12 protein-coding genes, 3 rRNA genes and 1 pseudogene (1 of these 16 only partly in view) are annotated in these 17,500 nt (G+C 67.6%); 2 read left to right on the plus strand and 14 right to left on the minus strand.

Annotated elements, in window-relative coordinates; genetic code table 11:
- Positions 1-763, minus strand: a 763-nt coding sequence (locus tag YWM_RS26530) for an N-acetylglucosamine kinase (protein WP_043662169.1), incomplete at its 3' end; no start/stop codon positions are given.
- A gap of 101 nt (positions 764-864) precedes the next feature.
- Between YWM_RS26530 and YWM_RS0121380 the strand changes: the two genes are divergently transcribed.
- Entirely contained in the window at positions 865-1,752 is an 888-nt protein-coding gene (locus tag YWM_RS0121380; protein WP_211232545.1) for a MurR/RpiR family transcriptional regulator, read from the plus strand.
- The gene (locus YWM_RS0121385) at positions 1,749-2,510 is read left to right on the plus strand and encodes a sugar isomerase domain-containing protein (protein ID WP_028852398.1); all 762 of its coding nucleotides are present in this window, start codon (positions 1,749-1,751) and stop codon (positions 2,508-2,510) included. Before YWM_RS0121380 ends, YWM_RS0121385 begins: the two co-directional genes overlap by 4 nt.
- Positions 2,511-2,752: 242 nt before the next feature.
- Here the strand turns inward: YWM_RS0121385 and YWM_RS0121390 are convergent, their stop codons facing one another.
- The 13 genes and pseudogenes from YWM_RS0121390 to YWM_RS0121450 all read right to left on the minus strand — a co-directional run.
- Complete coding sequence (locus YWM_RS0121390; RefSeq protein WP_028852399.1) at positions 2,753-3,700, minus strand: copper transporter; 948 nt, start codon at positions 3,698-3,700, stop codon at positions 2,753-2,755.
- The gene (steA, locus tag YWM_RS0121395) at positions 3,697-4,881 is read right to left on the minus strand and encodes a putative cytokinetic ring protein SteA (protein WP_028852400.1); all 1,185 of its coding nucleotides are present in this window, start codon (positions 4,879-4,881) and stop codon (positions 3,697-3,699) included. Before steA ends, YWM_RS0121390 begins: the two co-directional genes overlap by 4 nt.
- Positions 4,882-4,955: 74 nt before the next feature.
- Positions 4,956-6,710 carry a DNA repair protein RecN gene (gene recN / locus YWM_RS0121400; RefSeq protein ID WP_028852401.1) on the minus strand — a complete coding sequence of 585 codons (1,755 nt, stop codon included), beginning with the start codon at positions 6,708-6,710 and terminating at the stop codon, positions 4,956-4,958.
- Between the two features lie 55 nt (positions 6,711-6,765).
- A complete protein-coding gene (locus tag YWM_RS0121405; protein ID WP_028852402.1) occupies positions 6,766-7,674 on the minus strand; it encodes an NAD kinase in 909 nt (302 codons plus the stop codon).
- The gene (locus YWM_RS0121410) at positions 7,671-8,501 is read right to left on the minus strand and encodes a TlyA family RNA methyltransferase (protein WP_028852403.1); all 831 of its coding nucleotides are present in this window, start codon (positions 8,499-8,501) and stop codon (positions 7,671-7,673) included. Before YWM_RS0121410 ends, YWM_RS0121405 begins: the two co-directional genes overlap by 4 nt.
- A gap of 7 nt (positions 8,502-8,508) precedes the next feature.
- On the minus strand, positions 8,509-8,688 hold the full coding sequence (locus tag YWM_RS0121415) for a hypothetical protein (protein ID WP_028852404.1): 180 nt from the start codon (positions 8,686-8,688) through the stop codon (positions 8,509-8,511).
- Between the two features lie 3 nt (positions 8,689-8,691).
- Positions 8,692-9,738, minus strand: coding sequence for an HAD-IIA family hydrolase (locus YWM_RS0121420; protein WP_052345379.1), 1,047 nt, complete (start codon positions 9,736-9,738; stop codon positions 8,692-8,694).
- The gene (locus YWM_RS0121425) at positions 9,735-10,403 is read right to left on the minus strand and encodes a tetratricopeptide repeat protein (RefSeq protein ID WP_028852406.1); all 669 of its coding nucleotides are present in this window, start codon (positions 10,401-10,403) and stop codon (positions 9,735-9,737) included. Before YWM_RS0121425 ends, YWM_RS0121420 begins: the two co-directional genes overlap by 4 nt.
- 731 nt (positions 10,404-11,134) lie before the next feature.
- Positions 11,135-11,251: ribosomal RNA gene (gene rrf, locus YWM_RS0121430) — 5S ribosomal RNA — on the minus strand.
- A gap of 199 nt (positions 11,252-11,450) precedes the next feature.
- A pseudogene (locus YWM_RS24975) lies at positions 11,451-13,367 on the minus strand (bifunctional [glutamine synthetase] adenylyltransferase/[glutamine synthetase]-adenylyl-L-tyrosine phosphorylase); the annotation flags it as partial.
- A complete protein-coding gene (locus tag YWM_RS26700; protein ID WP_211232546.1) occupies positions 13,368-14,543 on the minus strand; it encodes a GNAT family N-acetyltransferase in 1,176 nt (391 codons plus the stop codon).
- 339 nt (positions 14,544-14,882) lie between these two features.
- Positions 14,883-14,999, minus strand: a 5S ribosomal RNA gene (gene rrf / locus YWM_RS0121445).
- 71 nt (positions 15,000-15,070) lie between these two features.
- Positions 15,071-17,500 (minus strand): 23S ribosomal RNA (locus tag YWM_RS0121450); it runs 699 nt beyond the window's last position.

The raw sequence follows: 17,500 nt of genomic DNA on the forward strand, positions 1-17,500 counted from the left end.
CCAGCACCAACGGCTGATCCGGGTCCGGTTCGAGGGCCCGCGCCGTGCGCGCAAGATGCTGGACCGCGGATTCCACGATTCCCGCGGCGACCTCGTCGCCGGCATCGGCAACCTGGAGCACCAAGGGCGCCAGTCGCGCCAGCCGGGGTGGCGGCTGCGTCATGGCAGCTGTGACGACCTGCGACGTGTCCTGTTCGGTCTCGAGCTCGGCACACAACGCCGGCGCGAGCTCGGTTCGCGGCCCTCGACCGTCGAAGGAGGCGAGCACGGCGTGCAGTGCCCTGCGCGCGATCCAGAAGCCGCTGCCGTCGTCGCCCAGCAACCACCCGGCTCCGTCGGCGGTGGCGACTGTGGCGAACGCACGGATGCGGGCCGCCGACGCCCCGGTGCCCGCGATCAGAACCACCCCGTCCGGTTCGGTGCTGCCGCCGGCGAAAGCCACTTCCACGTCGGAGTAGACGCGTACCGGGCACGTGAGGCCGGCCGCGGCGGCAGCGGCTCGCACCGTCTCCGCCGCCTTCGGCGCGGCGCGAAAACCAGCAAGACCGGCGACCACGGCTTCGATGTCGGCCGGCTCGATCCCCGCTTGCCGCAGGCACTCGGCGAGGCACGCGGTCAGCCGGGCGGCGAGCTGATCGGGCGGCACGGACAGCGCATTACCCGCAGGCCCGTCGGCCGATCCCAGAACGACCTCGTCGGCGGTCTCGACGACGACCGCCCGCGTCGCGGTGCCGCCCGCGTCCACGCCGATCACGAGAGCCATCGCCACCTCCATCGGCCCGTTCCGGATGCCCCCGCTTGACCGACCACCGGCTCGTAGTAAATCATTTCAGCGAATCTTTCGTCGTTCGATAGGGAATTTCAGTGTCGATCGAGCAGGCGGTGCCCGCGGACCTGTCCGCGCGCATTCGAGCGGCCGAGCCGAACCTCGGTGGCGCCCTGCGGGACGTCGCGCAGTACATCCTGGCCGACCTGCCCGGCACCATGCATGCCTCGATCGGCGAGCTGGCCACCGGCGCGGGCACGTCGCCTGCGACCATCACCCGGTTCTGCCGGGCCATCGGGCTGGAGTCGTACCGCGAACTCAAGCTGGCCATCGCCGAGGAGCTCGGCCGCAACACGGTCAACCCGGCGTTGAACGTCGGCGCGGGCATCGAGCCGAACGACGACATGGAGCGGGTCGCCGCGGTCGTGATCAGCGCGGACCTGCAGGCCATCCAGCAGACCGCCGCCCAACTGGACCTGGACGAGGTCGACGAGGCGGCGAAGGCCATCACGCGGGCTCGCCGGGTGGACGTGATCGGGACCGGCGGTAGCGGCACCAGCGCGACCGAGCTGCAGCTGCGCCTGCACCGGATCGGCTGCCCGGTGTGGGTGTGGACGGAGAACCACCTGGCCGAGACGTCGGCCCACCTGCTCGGGTCCGACGACGTGGCGGTCGGCATCTCGCACACCGGAAGTACCCGCGAGACGGTCGAGCCGATGGCCATCGCCCGCGAACAGGGCGCCACCACGATCGCGATCACCAACCGCGCGCAGTCGCCGCTGGCCAAGCTGGCCGACCACGTGCTGACCACCGCGGCGCTGGAGACCAGCTTCCGCCACGGCGGGTTGGCCGCTCGCCACTCGCAACTCGTGGTCGTCGACTGCCTGTACATCCGGGTGGCGCAGCTGTCCGGCGACCGAGCCAGTAATGCCCTCAACCGCACCGCGGGGATCACCCGCGCCCATGCCTACCGGGAGCGCTCATGACACCGGAACTGTCCGCCGCGGGATTCGCCAAGTACGCCCTGTCGGCGATGGCCGACGTCGCCGAGAAATCGGCCGAGCCGGTCGACGCGGCCGCCGAGCTGATCGCCGACGCGGTGCGGTCCGACGGGATCGTGCAGGCGTTCGGCACCGGGCATTCGCAAGCCGTCGCGCTGGAGATCGCCGGGCGCGCCGGCGGGCTCATCCCCACCAACCGCATCCGGCTCACCGATCTGGTCGTAGTGGGCGGCGACCAGCCCGATGTGCTGGCCGACCAGCTGCTGGAACGGCAGCCCGGCCTTGCGGAGCGGTTGTACGAGCTCGCCGGCGCGCGTACCGGTGACGTGTTCGTCATCGCGTCCAACTCGGGCGTGAACGCGGTGATCTCCGAAATGGCGCGGTTGGTGAAGGACAAGGGTCACCCGTTGATCGCGATCACGTCGATGGAGCACACCTCGCGGGTCACGCCGAGCGACCCGGAAGGCAGACGCCTCGCGGACTTCGCCGACGTGGTACTGGACAACGGCGCCCCGTACGGCGACGCGGTGCTGCCGCTGCCCGGTGGTGGCACGGCGTGCGGATTCTCGTCGCTCAGCGCCGGCCTGCTGGTGCAGATGATGGTGGCCGAGGCGATCCGCAAGCTGGTGGACGCCGGCGTGGAGCCGCCGGTGTACGTGTCGTCGAACGTGCCGGGCGGGTTCGAGCGCAATCGGGAGATCGAGAAGCGCTACGAAGGCCGGATCCGCCGGTTGGCCGGCTGAGGTCCGTCTGAATCCAGCGGACTCCGGCGCACCGGCCGGAGTCGACCGGGCCGCCACGCGGATCTCACGATCGCACCGCCACCTCAGCCCGGCACCGCGTCGCCGTCGAACGCAGCCTCCGACACGATCCGGCGCGGCTGTTTCACAGGTCCGCGCGCACCTGATCGCGTTTGCACTTCACACCAGGCGCAGGCGTCCGCCCGTGGCGCGCTGAGCACGCTTGCCCAGCACACCGCCGGCCGCTAGTCGCCCTTGCTCTTCACCCCAGGCGCGGGCCCTTGCGCATTGCCGGCGATGCCGTACTGCCCCGCCTGGCCTTCCAATTGCTCCCGCAGCGCCAGCATGGTCACCACGCGGCCCGCGGCGGAGTTGACGTTGTCCACCGTGGACAACACCTCGGTGGATGCGGTGTCGGAACGGACGAAGCCGATCGACCCGGTGGATTTCGCGGCCGTCGGGGTGCCTGCCAGCACCACCCCGGCCCCAGCCTTGTCCAGCTCCGTGGCGAACCGTCCGATGGTGGCGGACTTGTCCCCCACCCCGTCGCCGGTCGCCTCGCCGCCGACGAGCACGATCGCCAACTGCGCGGCCTGGACCTTGCCCGGCTCCTTGATGAAGCCGCCGTCCGCGAGGCCGGCCAGTGCCGCGTCCCGCTCGTCCGGGGACGACTGCGGCTTGGCCGTCTTGCCGTCGAGCAGCAACGTGTGGCCCAGCAGCGCGCCCGCGAGGGTGCCGGGGCCGCCCGCGGTCGGGAACTTCGCGCCTGCCGGCTGCAGCCGGGTGGCGATCTCCGCCAGTTGGTCGGCCTGGCCCGGATCGGCGAACGCCTCGGTCAGCCGCACCTCGCCGGTGACCTTGGCGCCCGCGTCGGTGATCAGCTTGCGCAGCGCGTCCCGGTCCGCCGGGCGCGCGTCGTGGTTGGTCACCAGCAGCACGGTCCGCTTGGCCAGCGTGCCCGCGACGATCTTCGGCCCCACCGAGGCGGAGAAGGCGTCCTGATCGGCCAGCCGCGCCTTGAGCGCGTTGCGTTCGTTCTCCATGGCGGTGGCGCGCTCGGCCAGCTCGTCGCGATCCTCGGTCAGCGCGGACAGCAGGCCGCCACTCAGCGCGGTACTGCCCAGCACGACACCGACGGCCAGGGCCAGAAAGACCGCGGCGATGGAGACGATGTGGTAGCGCAGTGAGATCACGCGAACAACCCCTTGACCCATGTGATGAACGACGACCACTGGCGCTGGAACCAGTCGAGGTAGACGTCGCCGACGTCGGAAACCAGAAACGCCGCGACCACGACCAGCAGCGCCGTGCCGACCAGCAGCAGAATCGCGCCCATCGACACGCGGTTGCGGTGGAGCTCGGCCACCGCCCGGCCGTCGACGATCTTCGAGCCCAGTTTGAGGCGGGTGATGAACGTCGACGGGTTGGAGCCGGCCCTGCCGTGGTCGAGGAACTCGGTCAGCGTCGCCTGGAAGCCGACCGTGACGACCAGGCTTGCGCCGTGCGTGTCGGCCAGCAGCAGCGCCAGGTCCTCGGTGTTGCCGGATGCCGGGAACGTGACCGCTTCGATCCCTAGATCCTGGATGCGTCGCACTCCCGGCGCGTGCCCGTCCGGCTGCGCGGGTACGACGACCTCGCGGCCGCGCTTGAGCGTCTCCGCATCGATGCCGTTGGGGTCACCGACCACGATGTCCGGCCGGAAGCCCTGCGACCGGAGGGTGTCGGCCCCCGCGTCGACGCCGATCAGCACCGGGTTGTGTTCGGCGATGTACTTCGACAGCCGCTTCAGGTCTTGCGCGTGGCCGGGACCTGGCGCGACGACCAGCGCATGCCTGCCCTTGATCGGAACGCGCACCTCCGGCACACCGACGCCGTCGAGGATCAGCGTGCGCTCGGCGCGCAGGAACTCCATCGTGTTGGCCGAGAACGCCTCGAGCTGAGCGATCATGCCGGCCTTGGCCTCGATCATCTGATCGGCCACCGAGTCCGGTGTCTGTGCGGTGCCGCGGCCCAGCTCCTTCTCACCCGCGTAGACGACGCCGTCCAGCAGCCGCACCTTGCTGCCGTCCTTGACCTTGCGCAGCAGCTCGACTCCGACGCCGTCGATGAGCGGGATCCCCGCGCCGACCAGGATCTCCGGGCCCAGGTTCGGGAACCGGCCGGAAATCGACGGCGATGCGTTGACCACGCCCGCCACCTCGGCCCGCACCAGCGCCTCGGCCGTCACCCGGTCCAGGTCGAGCGCATCCAGGATCGCGATCTCACCAGGTCCGATGCGCCGCAGCAGCCGCTGAGTGTTGCGGTCCACCCGCGCCACACCGGAGACACCAGGCAGCGCCTCGGTCGAGCGGGAGAGGAGGCCATTGAGCTTCATGAGTCGATAGTGACTCATGTTGCGGCTGTTACCGGTCCGCCACGCCGGGGAGCACCCCGCCCGCCATCACCCGTTCAGGTGAGTTTGGCTTTGTCCTCCGCGGCGACTTTCAGCAGCTCTTCGGCGTGCGCCAGGCCGGTTTCCGTGCCGTCCATACCCGCGAGCATGCGCGCCAGCTCGGCGACGCGTTCCTCCTCCGACAGGGTCTGGACGTCACTCGACGTGACCCCACCGGAAGTGCCTTTGCGCACCGCCAGGTGACGATCCGCGTACGCGGCGACCTGCGGCAAGTGGGTCACCACCAGCACCTGATGGGTGCGGGCCAGGCGCGCCAGCCGTCGTCCGATCTCCACCGCGGCACGGCCGCCGACCCCGGCGTCGACCTCGTCGAACACCATCGTCGGGACCGGGTCCGCCTTCGCCGCGACCACCTCGATCGCCAGCATCACGCGGGACAGCTCGCCGCCCGAGGCGCCCTTGTTGACCGGCAGCGCAGGCGCGCCGTCGTGTGGCTTGAGCAGCAGCTCGACGTCGTCCGTGCCGTGCTCGGCCGCGTGGCACAGCATGCCGTCGACCTCGAGCGCCGCCGGGTCCTCCGCGGCAGCTGCCCGCCGGCTCACGGTGATCTGCACCTGAGCTTGGCCCATCGCCAAGCCCGCCAATTCCGCGGTGATCGCCGAACTCATCTCGTCGGCCGCCGCGCGGCGTGCCTTGGACAGCCGACTGGCATGGCCGGCCAGCTCGTGCGCCAGCTGGTCGCGCCGGGTGGCCAGTTCCGCCAGCGCCTCGTCCGAGGTGTCCAGCGAGGCCAACTTCTCCTCGGCTTCCGCCGCCCACGCGAGTACCCCGTCGACATCGGCGGCGTACTTGCGGATGAGCTTCTTCAGCTCCGCCTGCCTGGCCAGCAGGCCCTCCAGCCGCTGCGGGTCCGCGTCCAGGCCTTCCACGTACGCGCCGAGCTCGCCGCTCACATCGGTGAGCAGCACCAGCGCCTGCTCCAACCGCGGTGTCAGCTCGGCCAGCGCGGGATCGTCGGTGGCTTCGAGCCTGCGCTTGGCCTCCCCGATCAGCCCGAGCGCGCCCGGCTGGTCCGGATCACCATCCGCGGCACCGGCGACCGCCTGTTGGGCTCGCTGAGCGGCCGACCGCAGTTCGTCGGCCTCCGCCAGCCGCTTGACCTCGGCGGCGATCTGTTGATCCTCGCCCGGCTGCGGCTCGACGGCGTTGATCTCCGCCAACGCGTGCCGCAACATGTCCGCCTGCTGCGCGAGCTCACGAGAGCGCGTCGTGCGCTCCGCCAGCTCGGCGACCACGGCTTGCCACTCGGCGCGCACACGTTGGTAGGCGGCCAGCGGCTCGGCCACCGACTCGCCGGCGAACCGGTCCAGCACGGCCAGCTGCTCCCCCGGCCGCAGCAGACGCAGTTGATCGTTCTGGCCGTGCACCGCGATGAGGTGCTCGGACAGCTGCGCGAGCGCACCGACCGGCACCGACCGGCCACCGAGGTGTGCGCGCGAGCGCCCGTCCTTGCCGACCGACCGGACCGCGATCAGGCTGCCGTCGTCGTCGGTCTCCGCACCGGCTTCCTCCGCGACGGCGACCGCGTCCTGCGCGTCGGCCAGCTCGAACCGGCCTTCCACGACGGCCTTGTTCGCGCCCGCCCGCACCCGGGAGGCGTCCGACCGGCCACCGGAGAGCAGGTGCAGGCCGGTGACCACCATCGTCTTGCCCGCGCCGGTCTCACCGGTCACCACGGTGAACCCCGGGTGCAGCTCGAGCAGGGCGTCGTCGATGACGCCGACGCCCTGGATCCGCATCTCGGACAGCACGGCTCTACCGTAACGGCTCAGCCGACACTTCTGGGTGCCCCACGCCCGGCCGGAGTCACGTGGTGTGCCGTTCGCGCCAGCTCTTGACCGGCAAGGCGAACTTGTGCACCAGCCGGTCGGTGAACGGGCCCTCCCACAGCCGGACGAGCTTCACCGGGATCGCACCGCTGCCGATCTCCACCCGCGCACCGACGGGCACTTCCACATAGCGCTGCCCGTCGCAGTTGAGCACCCCGTTGGTGCCGTTCGGGTCCAGTTCGACGGTGATCGCCGACGCGGGCGAGACCACCATCGGGCGGGAGAACATGGCGTGCGCGTTGCTCGGCACCACGCACATCGCTTCCACGTCCGGCCAGATGATCGGTCCGCCCGCCGAGAACGCGTACGCGGTGGAGCCCGTCGGCGTCGCGACCAGCACACCGTCGCAACCGAAGGCCGAGACCGGGTGGCGGTCGATGGTGATCAACACGTCGAGCACGCGCTCCCGCGAGCCCTTCTCGACGCTCGCTTCGTTCAACGCCCAGGTCCGGGCCAGCTCGACACCGTGGGAATCCCGCACCGTGACGTCCAGGGTCATGCGTTCTTCCACTCGGTACGAGCCTTCGACGGCCCGGCGAACCGTCTCCCCCAGCGCGTCGGAATCGGCCTCGGTCAGAAAACCCATCCGGCCCAGGTTGACACCGAGCACCGGGACCCGTGCCGGACGTGCGACCTCCGCCGCGCGCAGCAGCGTGCCGTCGCCGCCGAGGACGAAGACCAGCTCGACGCCTGCGGCCGGGTTCTCCTCGGACGCGACCACGGTGTGCGGAAAACCCGCACCTGCAGCGGCGATCGCGTCATCCGGCCCGGCACCGAGCAGCCGGACGGCGAACCCGGCTGCGGAGAACTGCTCCCCGACCTCCCGCGCCGCGTCCAGTGTCTGCTTACGGTCGGAGTGCACCACGAGCAGAACCGCGCGACTCATGCCGGCCCCTTCGCCACCGCCGAGCGCACCAGCTCGGCCACCCTGGCGGAGTCGTTGTCGTCCACTGTGCTCTCCCCACCCGTGTGCCGTAACCACGCGAAGTACTCGACGTTGCCCGATGGTCCGGGCAGCGGGCTGGCCACCACGCCCTGCGTTCGCAGCCCCAGCTCGGCGGCCGTGTCCAGCACACCGATCACAGCTTCGGCGCGCAACTGTTGATCACGCACCACACCGCCGCTGCCGACACGTTCCTTGCCTACTTCGAATTGTGGTTTCACCATCGGCAGCAGCTCGCCGCCTTCCCGGGTGCACGCGGCCAGCGCGGGCAGCACCAGCCGCAGCGAGATGAACGACAGATCGGCCGCGACCAGGTCGACCTCGCCCCCGATGGCTTCAGCGGTGAGCGTTCGGGCGTTGGTCTTGTCCATCACGACGACGCGTTCGTCGGTGCGCAACCGCCAGTCCAGCAGCCCCCGGCCGACATCGACCGCCACCACGCTCTTGGCCCCGCGCCGCAGGAGCACATCGGTGAAGCCACCCGTGGAGGCACCCGCGTCCAGACAGCGCATACCGGTGACGTCGATGGCGAATTCGTCGAGCGCGCCGAGCAGCTTGTGAGCACCCCGGGACGCCCAGCCCGGGTCGTCGTCGTTGCGCACCACGATCGAGGTGTCCCGGTCCACGCCCATCGCCGGTTTACGCGCGGCCATCCCGCGCACGCTGACCCGTCCCTCGTTGATCAAGCTCACCGCGTGCTCACGGGACCGGGCCAGCCCGCGGCGCACCAGCTCGGCGTCCAGCCGGGCCTTGCGTGCCCTCGCTGACACCGCTGGGTCAGACCTTGTCGATGGACGACAGTGCCACGGTGAGCTCGGTGTGCACCGCGTCGAAACGTTCCACGTGCTCGCTCAACGGCAGGTCGTCCAGGTCGTCCAAACCGGCCACCGCCTCAGCCACACCGGCCTTGGGGTCGGTCTCCTGCCGCGGCGGGCCAGGCTTCGGTTGGTCGTTCATGGGTCAACGGTAATCGATGTCGGGCAGCTGCAACGATCGTGCCGCGCGGTTGGCGCCCTCGCCTCGGGGGCGGACATCGGTGATTCCGGACTCCCAGGCGGGCAGGCAGAGCGCGCGCAGCAGGGACAACGGGGTTCCGTCGCCTTCGACGGCGAGCGCGTCGTCGCTCACCTCGACCTGCCAGCCCTCCTGCGGGCCGACGGCGAGGGTGGCTGCCGGTTCGAACGCGGCAGCCATCGTCGCACCGAGGTACTGCGGGCGCTGGTCCTCCGGGGCTGCGAGGACTTCGTGCGGCGCGGTGACACCACTGAGGACGAGCAGCGAGTCGTACTCCGCCGCGCAGGCGCCCGCGATGTCGGTGTCCAGACGATCCCCGATCACTAACGGCCGGGTGGCCTGTGCCGCGGCGGCAGCGCGTCGGAATTGGTCGGGTGCGGGTTTACCGGCAACCTGGGGTTGGCGGCTGGTGGCCGAGCGCAGGGCGGCGACCATGGAACCGTTGCCGGGGAGCTCACCACGTTCGGTGGGCAGCGTCGGGTCGAGGTTGCAACTCACCCAGGTCGCTCCGGCGCGGATGGCCAGGCAGGCCTCGGCCAGGTCGCCCCAGGCCGTGGTCGGTGAATGACCTTGGATGACCGCCACCGGTGGTTCCGGGTCGACCGTGCGGACGACACGCATGCCGACGCCGCGCACCTCGTCAGCCAGGGCATCGGTTCCGAGAACGAGCACCACGGAATCCGCGGGCACGAGTTCGGCCAGCAGCGCGGCACCCGACTGCGCGGACGTCTCCACCTCGTCGGGCTCGGCGGCGAACCCGATGTCGCGCAGGTGTTCGGCGACCGTCTCCGGGGCCTTCGACGCGTTGTTGGTGACGAATCGCAACGGCAGGCCCTCTTTGCGGATCCGTTCGACGGTTTCGACGGCGCCGTCGATCGGTTGCGCGCCCTTGTAGACCGTGCCGTCGAGGTCCAGAAGCACCGCGTCATAGTGCGACACCAACGGCTCGTTCGCCGCTTCCGCGCGGGGTGCTTGTGGTGGTTGTGAGGTCATCCGTTCAACTCTGCGACTCGCTGAGCGGCGTCGGTTTCGTCGTCGACATCCGCTTCGGCTGCGTGCATGAACCATTGCGCGGCTTCTTCCTTGCGGCCGGCGGCCAGCAAGTTGTCCGCGTAGGCGTAGAACAGTCGCGCACTCCACGGCTGCCACTTCGCCGGATCGAGGTCCGGGCCTTGCAGAGCGACGACGGCCGCGTCCAGCTGACCCAGATCCCTGCGCGCACCGGCAGCGACAATCCGCAGCTCGACCGCGACCTCCGGCGGCAGGTCGGCCATGTTCGTTTCCCGGGCCAGATCGAGCGCGCGCTCCGGCCTGCCGAGTGCCCGCTCCAGGTCGGCCAGCACCGCGACATGCATGTTCGTGTGCGTCATGCGCCGGACTGCCCGTAGTTCGGACAGAGCTTCGGCCCATTCGCCGGCGTGGTAGGCGGCGATACCGACTGCCTCCCGGACGACGGGGATGCGCGATGCCTTGGTCTTCACGTAGCGCGCGTGCTCCAGTGCCGCCTTGGGGTCGCTGTCGACCAGCCGGCCCGCAGCGACCAAGTGTTTGCCGACGAGTTCGGCCATGTCCTTGGGTATGCTGCGCAATTCTTTGCGGACCTCGATGTCGAGGTCGGTGAATTCGATGTCGTCATCCAGCGGCGGAGCGGTGTTCACCTGCGAGCTCTCGGTGCGCCGTTGCTGGTCCCGATTGCGGTCGTCCCGGCGGGCCGACGTGGGACGTCCCTGGCGGTCTCCCCGCTGTCCGCCGGGCCGGCCACCGTTGCCGCGGCCACCTTGCTGCGCATTCCGGAACTTCTGCCCGCCACGCCGGTCGTCGTTGTGGGGGCGTCGACGCTCGCCGCGGCCACTCTGGCTCGCTCCCTGTGCGCGCCCCTGCGAACTTCCCCGCCGTGCGTTGTCCTTGCCGCGTGCGGCATCGCGCGGACGACCGTTGCCGGAGCTGCCCGTCGGCTTCGCTCCGGAGGATCTTCCACGCCTGTCCGAGTCGGACACCTAACCTCCTGTAGTAGCTCCGTTCCAGGCTAGCCCGCGACGGCGCCGGCCCAGGAGTCGGATGCCCGAGCAGGCGACAGCCCAAGCATCTCGGGCATGGACACGGCCGCACCGTGCCGACTCGAGGCGCCGAACGTGCCCTCTCCACGCGCCGGATGTGCCATCTGCAGGCACCCGGCAGGGCCCCGTCAGATAATCAGACACCCGGCAGGACACCGTCAGATAATCCGCCGAAGCTTCGCCCGTCACCGTCCTGCGCGTCGACCGCCCGCCATTTTGGCCCGGCGGCACCGTGTACCTGTCGCGAGGGCAAGCCCGCCATGAGCGCACAAAAAAGCGGAGGAGAGAAGCTCCTTGTGTGGAGTTCTCTCCTCCGCCTTGTCGAAGTTGTTGTTCGGCGGTGTCCTACTCTCCCGCACCCTGGCGGGTGCAGTACCATCGGCGCTGGCAGGCTTAGCTTCCGGGTTCGGAATGGGACCGGGCGTTTCCCTGCCGCTATGACCACCGAAACACCTGCGAAACAACCACATGGTGTGTGGTGTGGTGTTTCAGAGTTGTAGAGTGGATGCGTAGCGTCTTTGTGGGCAAGTCATCGGCCGATTAGTACCAGTCAACTCCACCCATTGCTGGGCTTCCATTTCTGGCCTATCAACCCCATGGTCTGTAGGGGGCCTCTCACCACAAAGTGGTATGGAAACCTCATCTTGNCAAGTACCACGGAGTGTCGGCCAAGGCCTCGGACACGCGGCGGTATGCCAGCAGGCCGCCGTCCGGATCGGGGGTGTCGGCGAAGCGGTCCAACAGCACCGGTAGCAGTGTCTTCTGGATCGCTGCGCGCCTGCTCACGCCGGACGTCAGGGCTTGGATGTGCTTGAGCGCTCCCTCGGGCGCGGTGTAGCCCAGCGCGGAGAGTCGGTTGGCTGCTTGCTTGGTGGTCAGCCGCAGCGCCTCGGTGGGCACGCGCGCAACGGACTCCAGCAGCGGGCGGTAGAAGACTTTCTCGTGCAGCTTGCGAACGGCTGCGGCTTTGCGCTTGTACTCCGCGGCGAGCACCTCGCCCGCGTCCCGGCCGCGTGCGGGCTGCACGCCGAGCGATCGCGCGAGCCAGCGCAGCTCGACGGTGTCCGACTCCGCCGGGAACAGGTGAGTGCGGCGAAGTTGCCGTAGTTGGAGTCGGTGCTCGACGGTACGCAAGAATTCGTACGCGGACTCGAGCTCTGCAGCGTCCGCGCGCGCCAGGTAGCCGCCACGACCAAGCGCGGCCAGTGCCTCCATGGTCGACGGCGAACGCAGTGCGGGGTCCGCCCTGCCGTGGACCAGCTGCAACAGCTGGACGGCGAACTCGACATCGCGAAGGCCGCCGCGTCCGAGCTTCAGCTCTCGGTCGGCGATTTCCGCGGGGAGGTGCTTCTCCACCTTGCGACGCATGCTGCGCACGTCGTCGACGAAGTCCTTCCGCTCGGCGGCCGACCACACCAGCGGTGTGACGACCTCCGCATAGCGGGCGCCGAGCTCTTCGTCTCCGGCGACCGGTCGGGCTTTGAGCAGTGCCTGGAACTCCCAGGTGCGGGCCCACTTCTGGTAGTAGGCCTTGTGCCCGTCGAGGGTGCGCACCAACGCACCGGCCTTGCCTTCGGGGCGGAGGGCGGCGTCGACCTCGAAGCAGGCGGCCCCGACCACACTCATCATCGTGCTGGCGACGCGAGTGGCCACGTCCAGATCGCCTTCGGCTACGAAGATGACGTCGACATCGCTGACGTAGTTGAGTTCGCGCCCCCCGGTCTTGCCCATGGCGATCACCGACAGCTTGGTGGCGTCGTCAGGTTCGGCGCGGGCTTCCTGCCATGCGATGTCCAACCCAACGCGGAGGGCGGCTTCGGCGAGAGCGGTGAGGCGCCCGGTGACCTCGGCGTAGGAGGGCCGCTCCAAATCAGGCTCGACCTGGGCGCCGAGGTCCGCCGCCGCGATCTCAAGCAGGAGTCCGCGGTAGCCGGCGCGTAGCGCCCTGACAGCTGTCTTGCCCGTCGGCAGGTCGCCTTCCGGCGTTTGGACGGCTTGGCGGAGCCGGTCCGTATAGGCGTCGGCCGACGCGGGTGGCGGCTCCAGGAGCCGGTGCCACTGCTCGGGGTCGTTGACCAGAAAGTCACCTAACGCGGTCGAGCCGCCCAGGACGGCCAGCAGGCGGCCGCGTAGTCCGGAATGGTCATGCAGTGCGCGGTTCAATTCGGCCCAGCCGGCGCCGATGGCCTCGCGAAGGCGGTCGACGGCGTACAGGGTTTGATCGGGGTCGGCCGTTCGCGAGAGCGCGAGCAGGACTGGTTCGCTGCCCGGCGCCGGGCCGGGGATCTGTGTCGAGTCCGACCACGCGGATATCGCTGCGGTCCCGCGCGTGAACCCGCTGGAACCGTTCGGCCCGTCTGAGTCGGGCGCAGCTTCACCTGTGTCGCCGTCCGGTCGGCCCTGGTCAGCGCGGCTCGCCTCGTCGGTGGCCGAGCCGGAGTCGCCGTGACGACCGGCCTGACTTCTGGACACCCACCACCCGGCTGCCGCAAGCAGGTCTTCGGCGCGCTCGTCGGTCACGCCGTAGCGGCCCGGCTTGGGTGCAGGTCGATCCCGCGTGGTCACTCAAGCCACAGTAGTCGGGAAGCGATACTCCGCTCCGTCGTACACCGGCCTGTATCCGATCTTTTGATAGATCGAATTCGACGTGGGGTTCGCGAGATCGGTGAACAGCACGACGTCCCGAGCGCCTTGGTCCAACGCCCACCGCGACACCGCAGCAGTGATCGCGGCACCGTATCCGCGCCTGCGGTGCTCCGGCGGCGTGTAGACCAGGCCGACGCGTGACATCCCGCGAAGCTGCGCGCTCGCGCGTGCCATAGCCCGCACACTGTCGCCCTCGTACCAGAGGCCGTGTGCGTTGCCGAGCGTCATCGACTGCAGGATGCGCCGGCGGTGGTCTGCGCCCGGCATCGGCATGTCCGTTTCGCGGAAGAACTCCCGCTCGAAGGCTTGCAGCTGAGGAATGTCTTCGACTCCCGCCAAGCGCATCGAACCCGGAACGTCGGGTGGTTCGAGCTCGTCCAGCCGATAGCAGCGCATCCTCATCACCTCGGTCGTACCGAGACCCCACTCGTGAGCGAACGCGTTCGAGACATCGCTGGGCCCGGTCACTCCGCTGAGCCGCACACCGCGTTCACGGACGAAAGTCGCCAGCTTGGCAACACATTCGACCGGCACGCCCGACACACCGATGGGATACGGCGGGGTGCAGAACGCAGCACCGATGGTGCGGCCCTTGTCGACGATCGTGACCAGAAGCGGATTCGTACCGTCGTTCTGGCCGTCCGCGTCTTCTGCCGGCTCGCCGCTCGATCGTGACCCCTCTCCGTCCCCAGCGATACCGGCATCGTCAGTGCTGCGAAGTGAAAGTCGCCGTTCCGCACGCATGCCGCCGATCACCGTGAGCGCAACCGTGTGCCGGATCGGATCAGCTTCATACAGCGGACCCGCGGCGTCCCAGAACGATTCGACATCGGCGTGCAGGCAGAACTCCATGCGGACAAGCATCAGCCCGACCCTGCACGCCGTCCACCGAGTTTCCCGCCGAGCGGCCCACACCGCGGTCCCAACGGGCCACGTACAAGGGGGCCATGTGTGGGCCATCGTGTCGCCCGACCGCCGTAAATGACCACCACGGGAGCAACGGATACCGAGCAGGAAAAAATGCCGGACAGAGCTGATCAACAGATGCCACAATTGTCCACGGCATTCACGAATCAGATTCAACGGCCGCCTCATTCGGCAGTCATGAGCCGCGGCAGCAGGCCAGTAACAACCCATTGGGTCAAGGCTCGAACTCGCTATATCGCCAGCTGGTTGGCAACTATCACTGGGCTTATTGGTCGTGGCTCCGCGAGACTTCCAGGCGCCCGACACGTGCGCCGCAGGACCTTGCCGGAGTGCCGTCCGGTCGAGGCTGGCCTGGCAATACCGCGATCGCGTCGGCAAAGCTAGGTGAACGCGACCTGGCCACCGAGGTGTGACGAGTAGACCGTGTGACCGAAGCAGAAAACAGCACAAAAAAGGGGCGGGAGGAACAACCTCGAAGGTCGTTCCTCCCGCCCGTATCACGTTGTTGTTCGGCGGTGTCCTACTCTCCCGCACCCTGGCGGGTGCAGTACCATCGGCGCTGGCAGGCTTAGCTTCCGGGTTCGGAATGGGACCGGGCGTTTCCCTGCCGCTATGACCACCGAAACACCTGCGAAACAACCACATGGTGTGTGGTGTGGTGTTTCAGAGTTGTAGAGTGGATGCGTAGCGTCTTTGTGGGCAAGTCATCGGCCGATTAGTACCAGTCAACTCCACCCATTGCTGGGCTTCCATTTCTGGCCTATCAACCCCATGGTCTGTAGGGGGCCTCTCACCACAAAGTGGTATGGAAACCTCATCTTGGAACTGGTTTCCCGCTTAGATGCTTTCAGCGGTTATCCTTTCCGAACGTGGCTAACCAGCCGTGCCCCTGGCGGGACAACTGGCATACCAGAGGTTCGTCCGTCCCGGTCCTCTCGTACTAGGGACAGCTTTCCTCAAGTTTCCTACGCGCGCGGCGGATAGGGACCGAACTGTCTCACGACGTTCTAAACCCAGCTCGCGTGCCGCTTTAATGGGCGAACAGCCCAACCCTTGGGACCTGCTCCGGCCCCAGGATGCGACGAGCCGACATCGAGGTGCCAAACCATGCCGTCGATATGGACTCTTGGGCAAGATCAGCCTGTTATCCCCGGGGTACCTTTTATCCGTTGAGCGACACCCCTTCCACCAGGAGGTGCCGGATCACTAGTCCCGACTTTCGTCCCTGCTCGACATGTCTGTCTCACAGTCAAGCTCCCTTGTGCACTTACACTCAACACCTGATTGCCAACCAGGCTGAGGGAACCTTTGGGCGCCTCCGTTACCTTTTAGGAGGCAACCGCCCCAGTTAAACTACCCACCAGGCACTGTCCCTGAACCAGATCATGGCCCGAGGTTAGATTCCCAATTCGACCAGAGTGGTATTTCAACGACGACTCCACGATCACTGGCGTGACCGCTTCCCAGTCTCCCACCTATCCTACACAAGCCGAACCGAAAACCAATACCAAGCTGTAGTAAAGGTCCCGGGGTCTTTCCGTCCTGCCGCGCGTAACGAGCATCTTTACTCGTAGTGCAATTTCGCCGGGCCTGTGGTTGAGACAGTCGAGAAGTCGTTACGCCATTCGTGCAGGTCGGAACTTACCCGACAAGGAATTTCGCTACCTTAGGATGGTTATAGTTACCACCGCCGTTTACTGGCGCTTAAATTCTCAGCTTCGCCCCGAAAGGCTAACCGGTCCTCTTAACGTTCCAGCACCGGGCAGGCGTCAGTCCATATACATCGTCTTGCGACTTCGCATGGACCTGTGTTTTTAGTAAACAGTCGCTTCTCGCTGGTCTCTGCGGCCCCCACTCCCTAGCCCGCACGGGGCTTCAAGAGCAGTGGCCCCCCTTCTCCCGAAGTTACGGGGGCATTTTGCCGAGTTCCTTAACCACAGTTCACCCGATCGCCTTGGTATTCTCTACCTGACCACCTGTGTCGGTTTGGGGTACGGGCCGCGCATGCACTCGCTAGAGGCTTTTCTCGGCAGCATAGGATCACTCTACTTCGCCTCAATCGGCTACGCATCACGCCTCAGGCACATGAACCGCGGATTTGCCTACGATTCGCCCTACACGCTTACACCAGTATCACCACTGACTGGCGGAGCTACCTTCCTGCGTCACCCCATCGCTTGACTACTACAGGATCAGGTCCCACGCTCCACCCCAACCTCCCACCACCGAAGTGGCAGGTTAGAAGGGGCTTCGGGTGGTTAGTATCACCTGCCTCGTCAGGGACGCGCACACGCGGGTACGGGAATATCAACCCGTTGTCCATCGACTACGCCTGACGGCCTCGCCTTAGGTCCCGACTTACCCTGGGCGGATTAGCCTGGCCCAGGAACCCTTGGTCATCCGGCGGCAGAGTTTCTCACTCTGCTTTCGCTACTCATGCCTGCATTCTCACTCGACCACCCTCCACACCTGGCTTACGCCGGCACTTCCCTGGATGATCGACGCTCCCCTACCCACCCACACGACTGCACCAAGCCCCGAAAGACTCGGCGGATCTCATGTGTGAGTGACACAGCTTCGGCGGTGTGCTTAGCCCCGCTACATTGTCGGCGCAGGACCACTTGACCAGTGAGCTATTACGCACTCTTTCAAGGATGGCTGCTTCTAAGCCAACCTCCTGGTTGTCTCGGCAATCCCACATCCTTTCCCACTCAGCACACACTTAGGGGCCTTAGCTGGTGTTCTGGGCTGTTTCCCTCTCGACGACGAAGCTTATCCCCCGCCGTCTCACTGCCGCGCTCTCACACCCTGGTATTCGGAGTTTGGTTGACTTCGGTAACCCGGTAAGGCCCCTAGGCCATCCAGTAGCTCTACCCCCAGGGTGAAACACACGACGCTGCACCTAAATGCATTTCGGGGAGAACCAGCTATCACGGAGTTTGATTGGCCTTTCACCCCTACCCACAGCTCATCCCCTCAGTTTTCAACCTAAGTGGGTTCGGGCCTCCACGCCGTCTTACCGGCGCTTCACCCTGGCCATGGGTAGATCACTCCGCTTCGGGTCTAGACCACGCGACTCCAACGCCCTATTCAGACTCGCTTTCGCTACGGCTACCCCACACGGG

Origin of the sequence: Thermocrispum municipale DSM 44069, assembly GCF_000427825.1 — a bacterium.
Classification (GTDB): Bacteria; Actinomycetota; Actinomycetes; order Mycobacteriales; family Pseudonocardiaceae; genus Thermocrispum; species Thermocrispum municipale.

Excerpts from the sequence above, each read along its gene's own strand:
- YWM_RS26700 (WP_211232546.1), bottom strand. The coding sequence starts at position 14,543 with ATGAGGCGGCCGTTGAATCTGATTCGTGAATGCCGTGGACAATTGTGG.
- YWM_RS0121415 (WP_028852404.1), bottom strand. The coding sequence starts at position 8,688 with ATGAACGACCAACCGAAGCCTGGCCCGCCGCGGCAGGAGACCGACCCC.
- YWM_RS0121405 (WP_028852402.1), bottom strand. The coding sequence starts at position 7,674 with ATGAGTCGCGCGGTTCTGCTCGTGGTGCACTCCGACCGTAAGCAGACA.
- YWM_RS0121385 (WP_028852398.1), top strand. The coding sequence starts at position 1,749 with ATGACACCGGAACTGTCCGCCGCGGGATTCGCCAAGTACGCCCTGTCG.
- YWM_RS0121420 (WP_052345379.1), bottom strand. The coding sequence starts at position 9,738 with ATGACCTCACAACCACCACAAGCACCCCGCGCGGAAGCGGCGAACGAG.
- steA (WP_028852400.1), bottom strand. The coding sequence starts at position 4,881 with ATGAAGCTCAATGGCCTCCTCTCCCGCTCGACCGAGGCGCTGCCTGGT.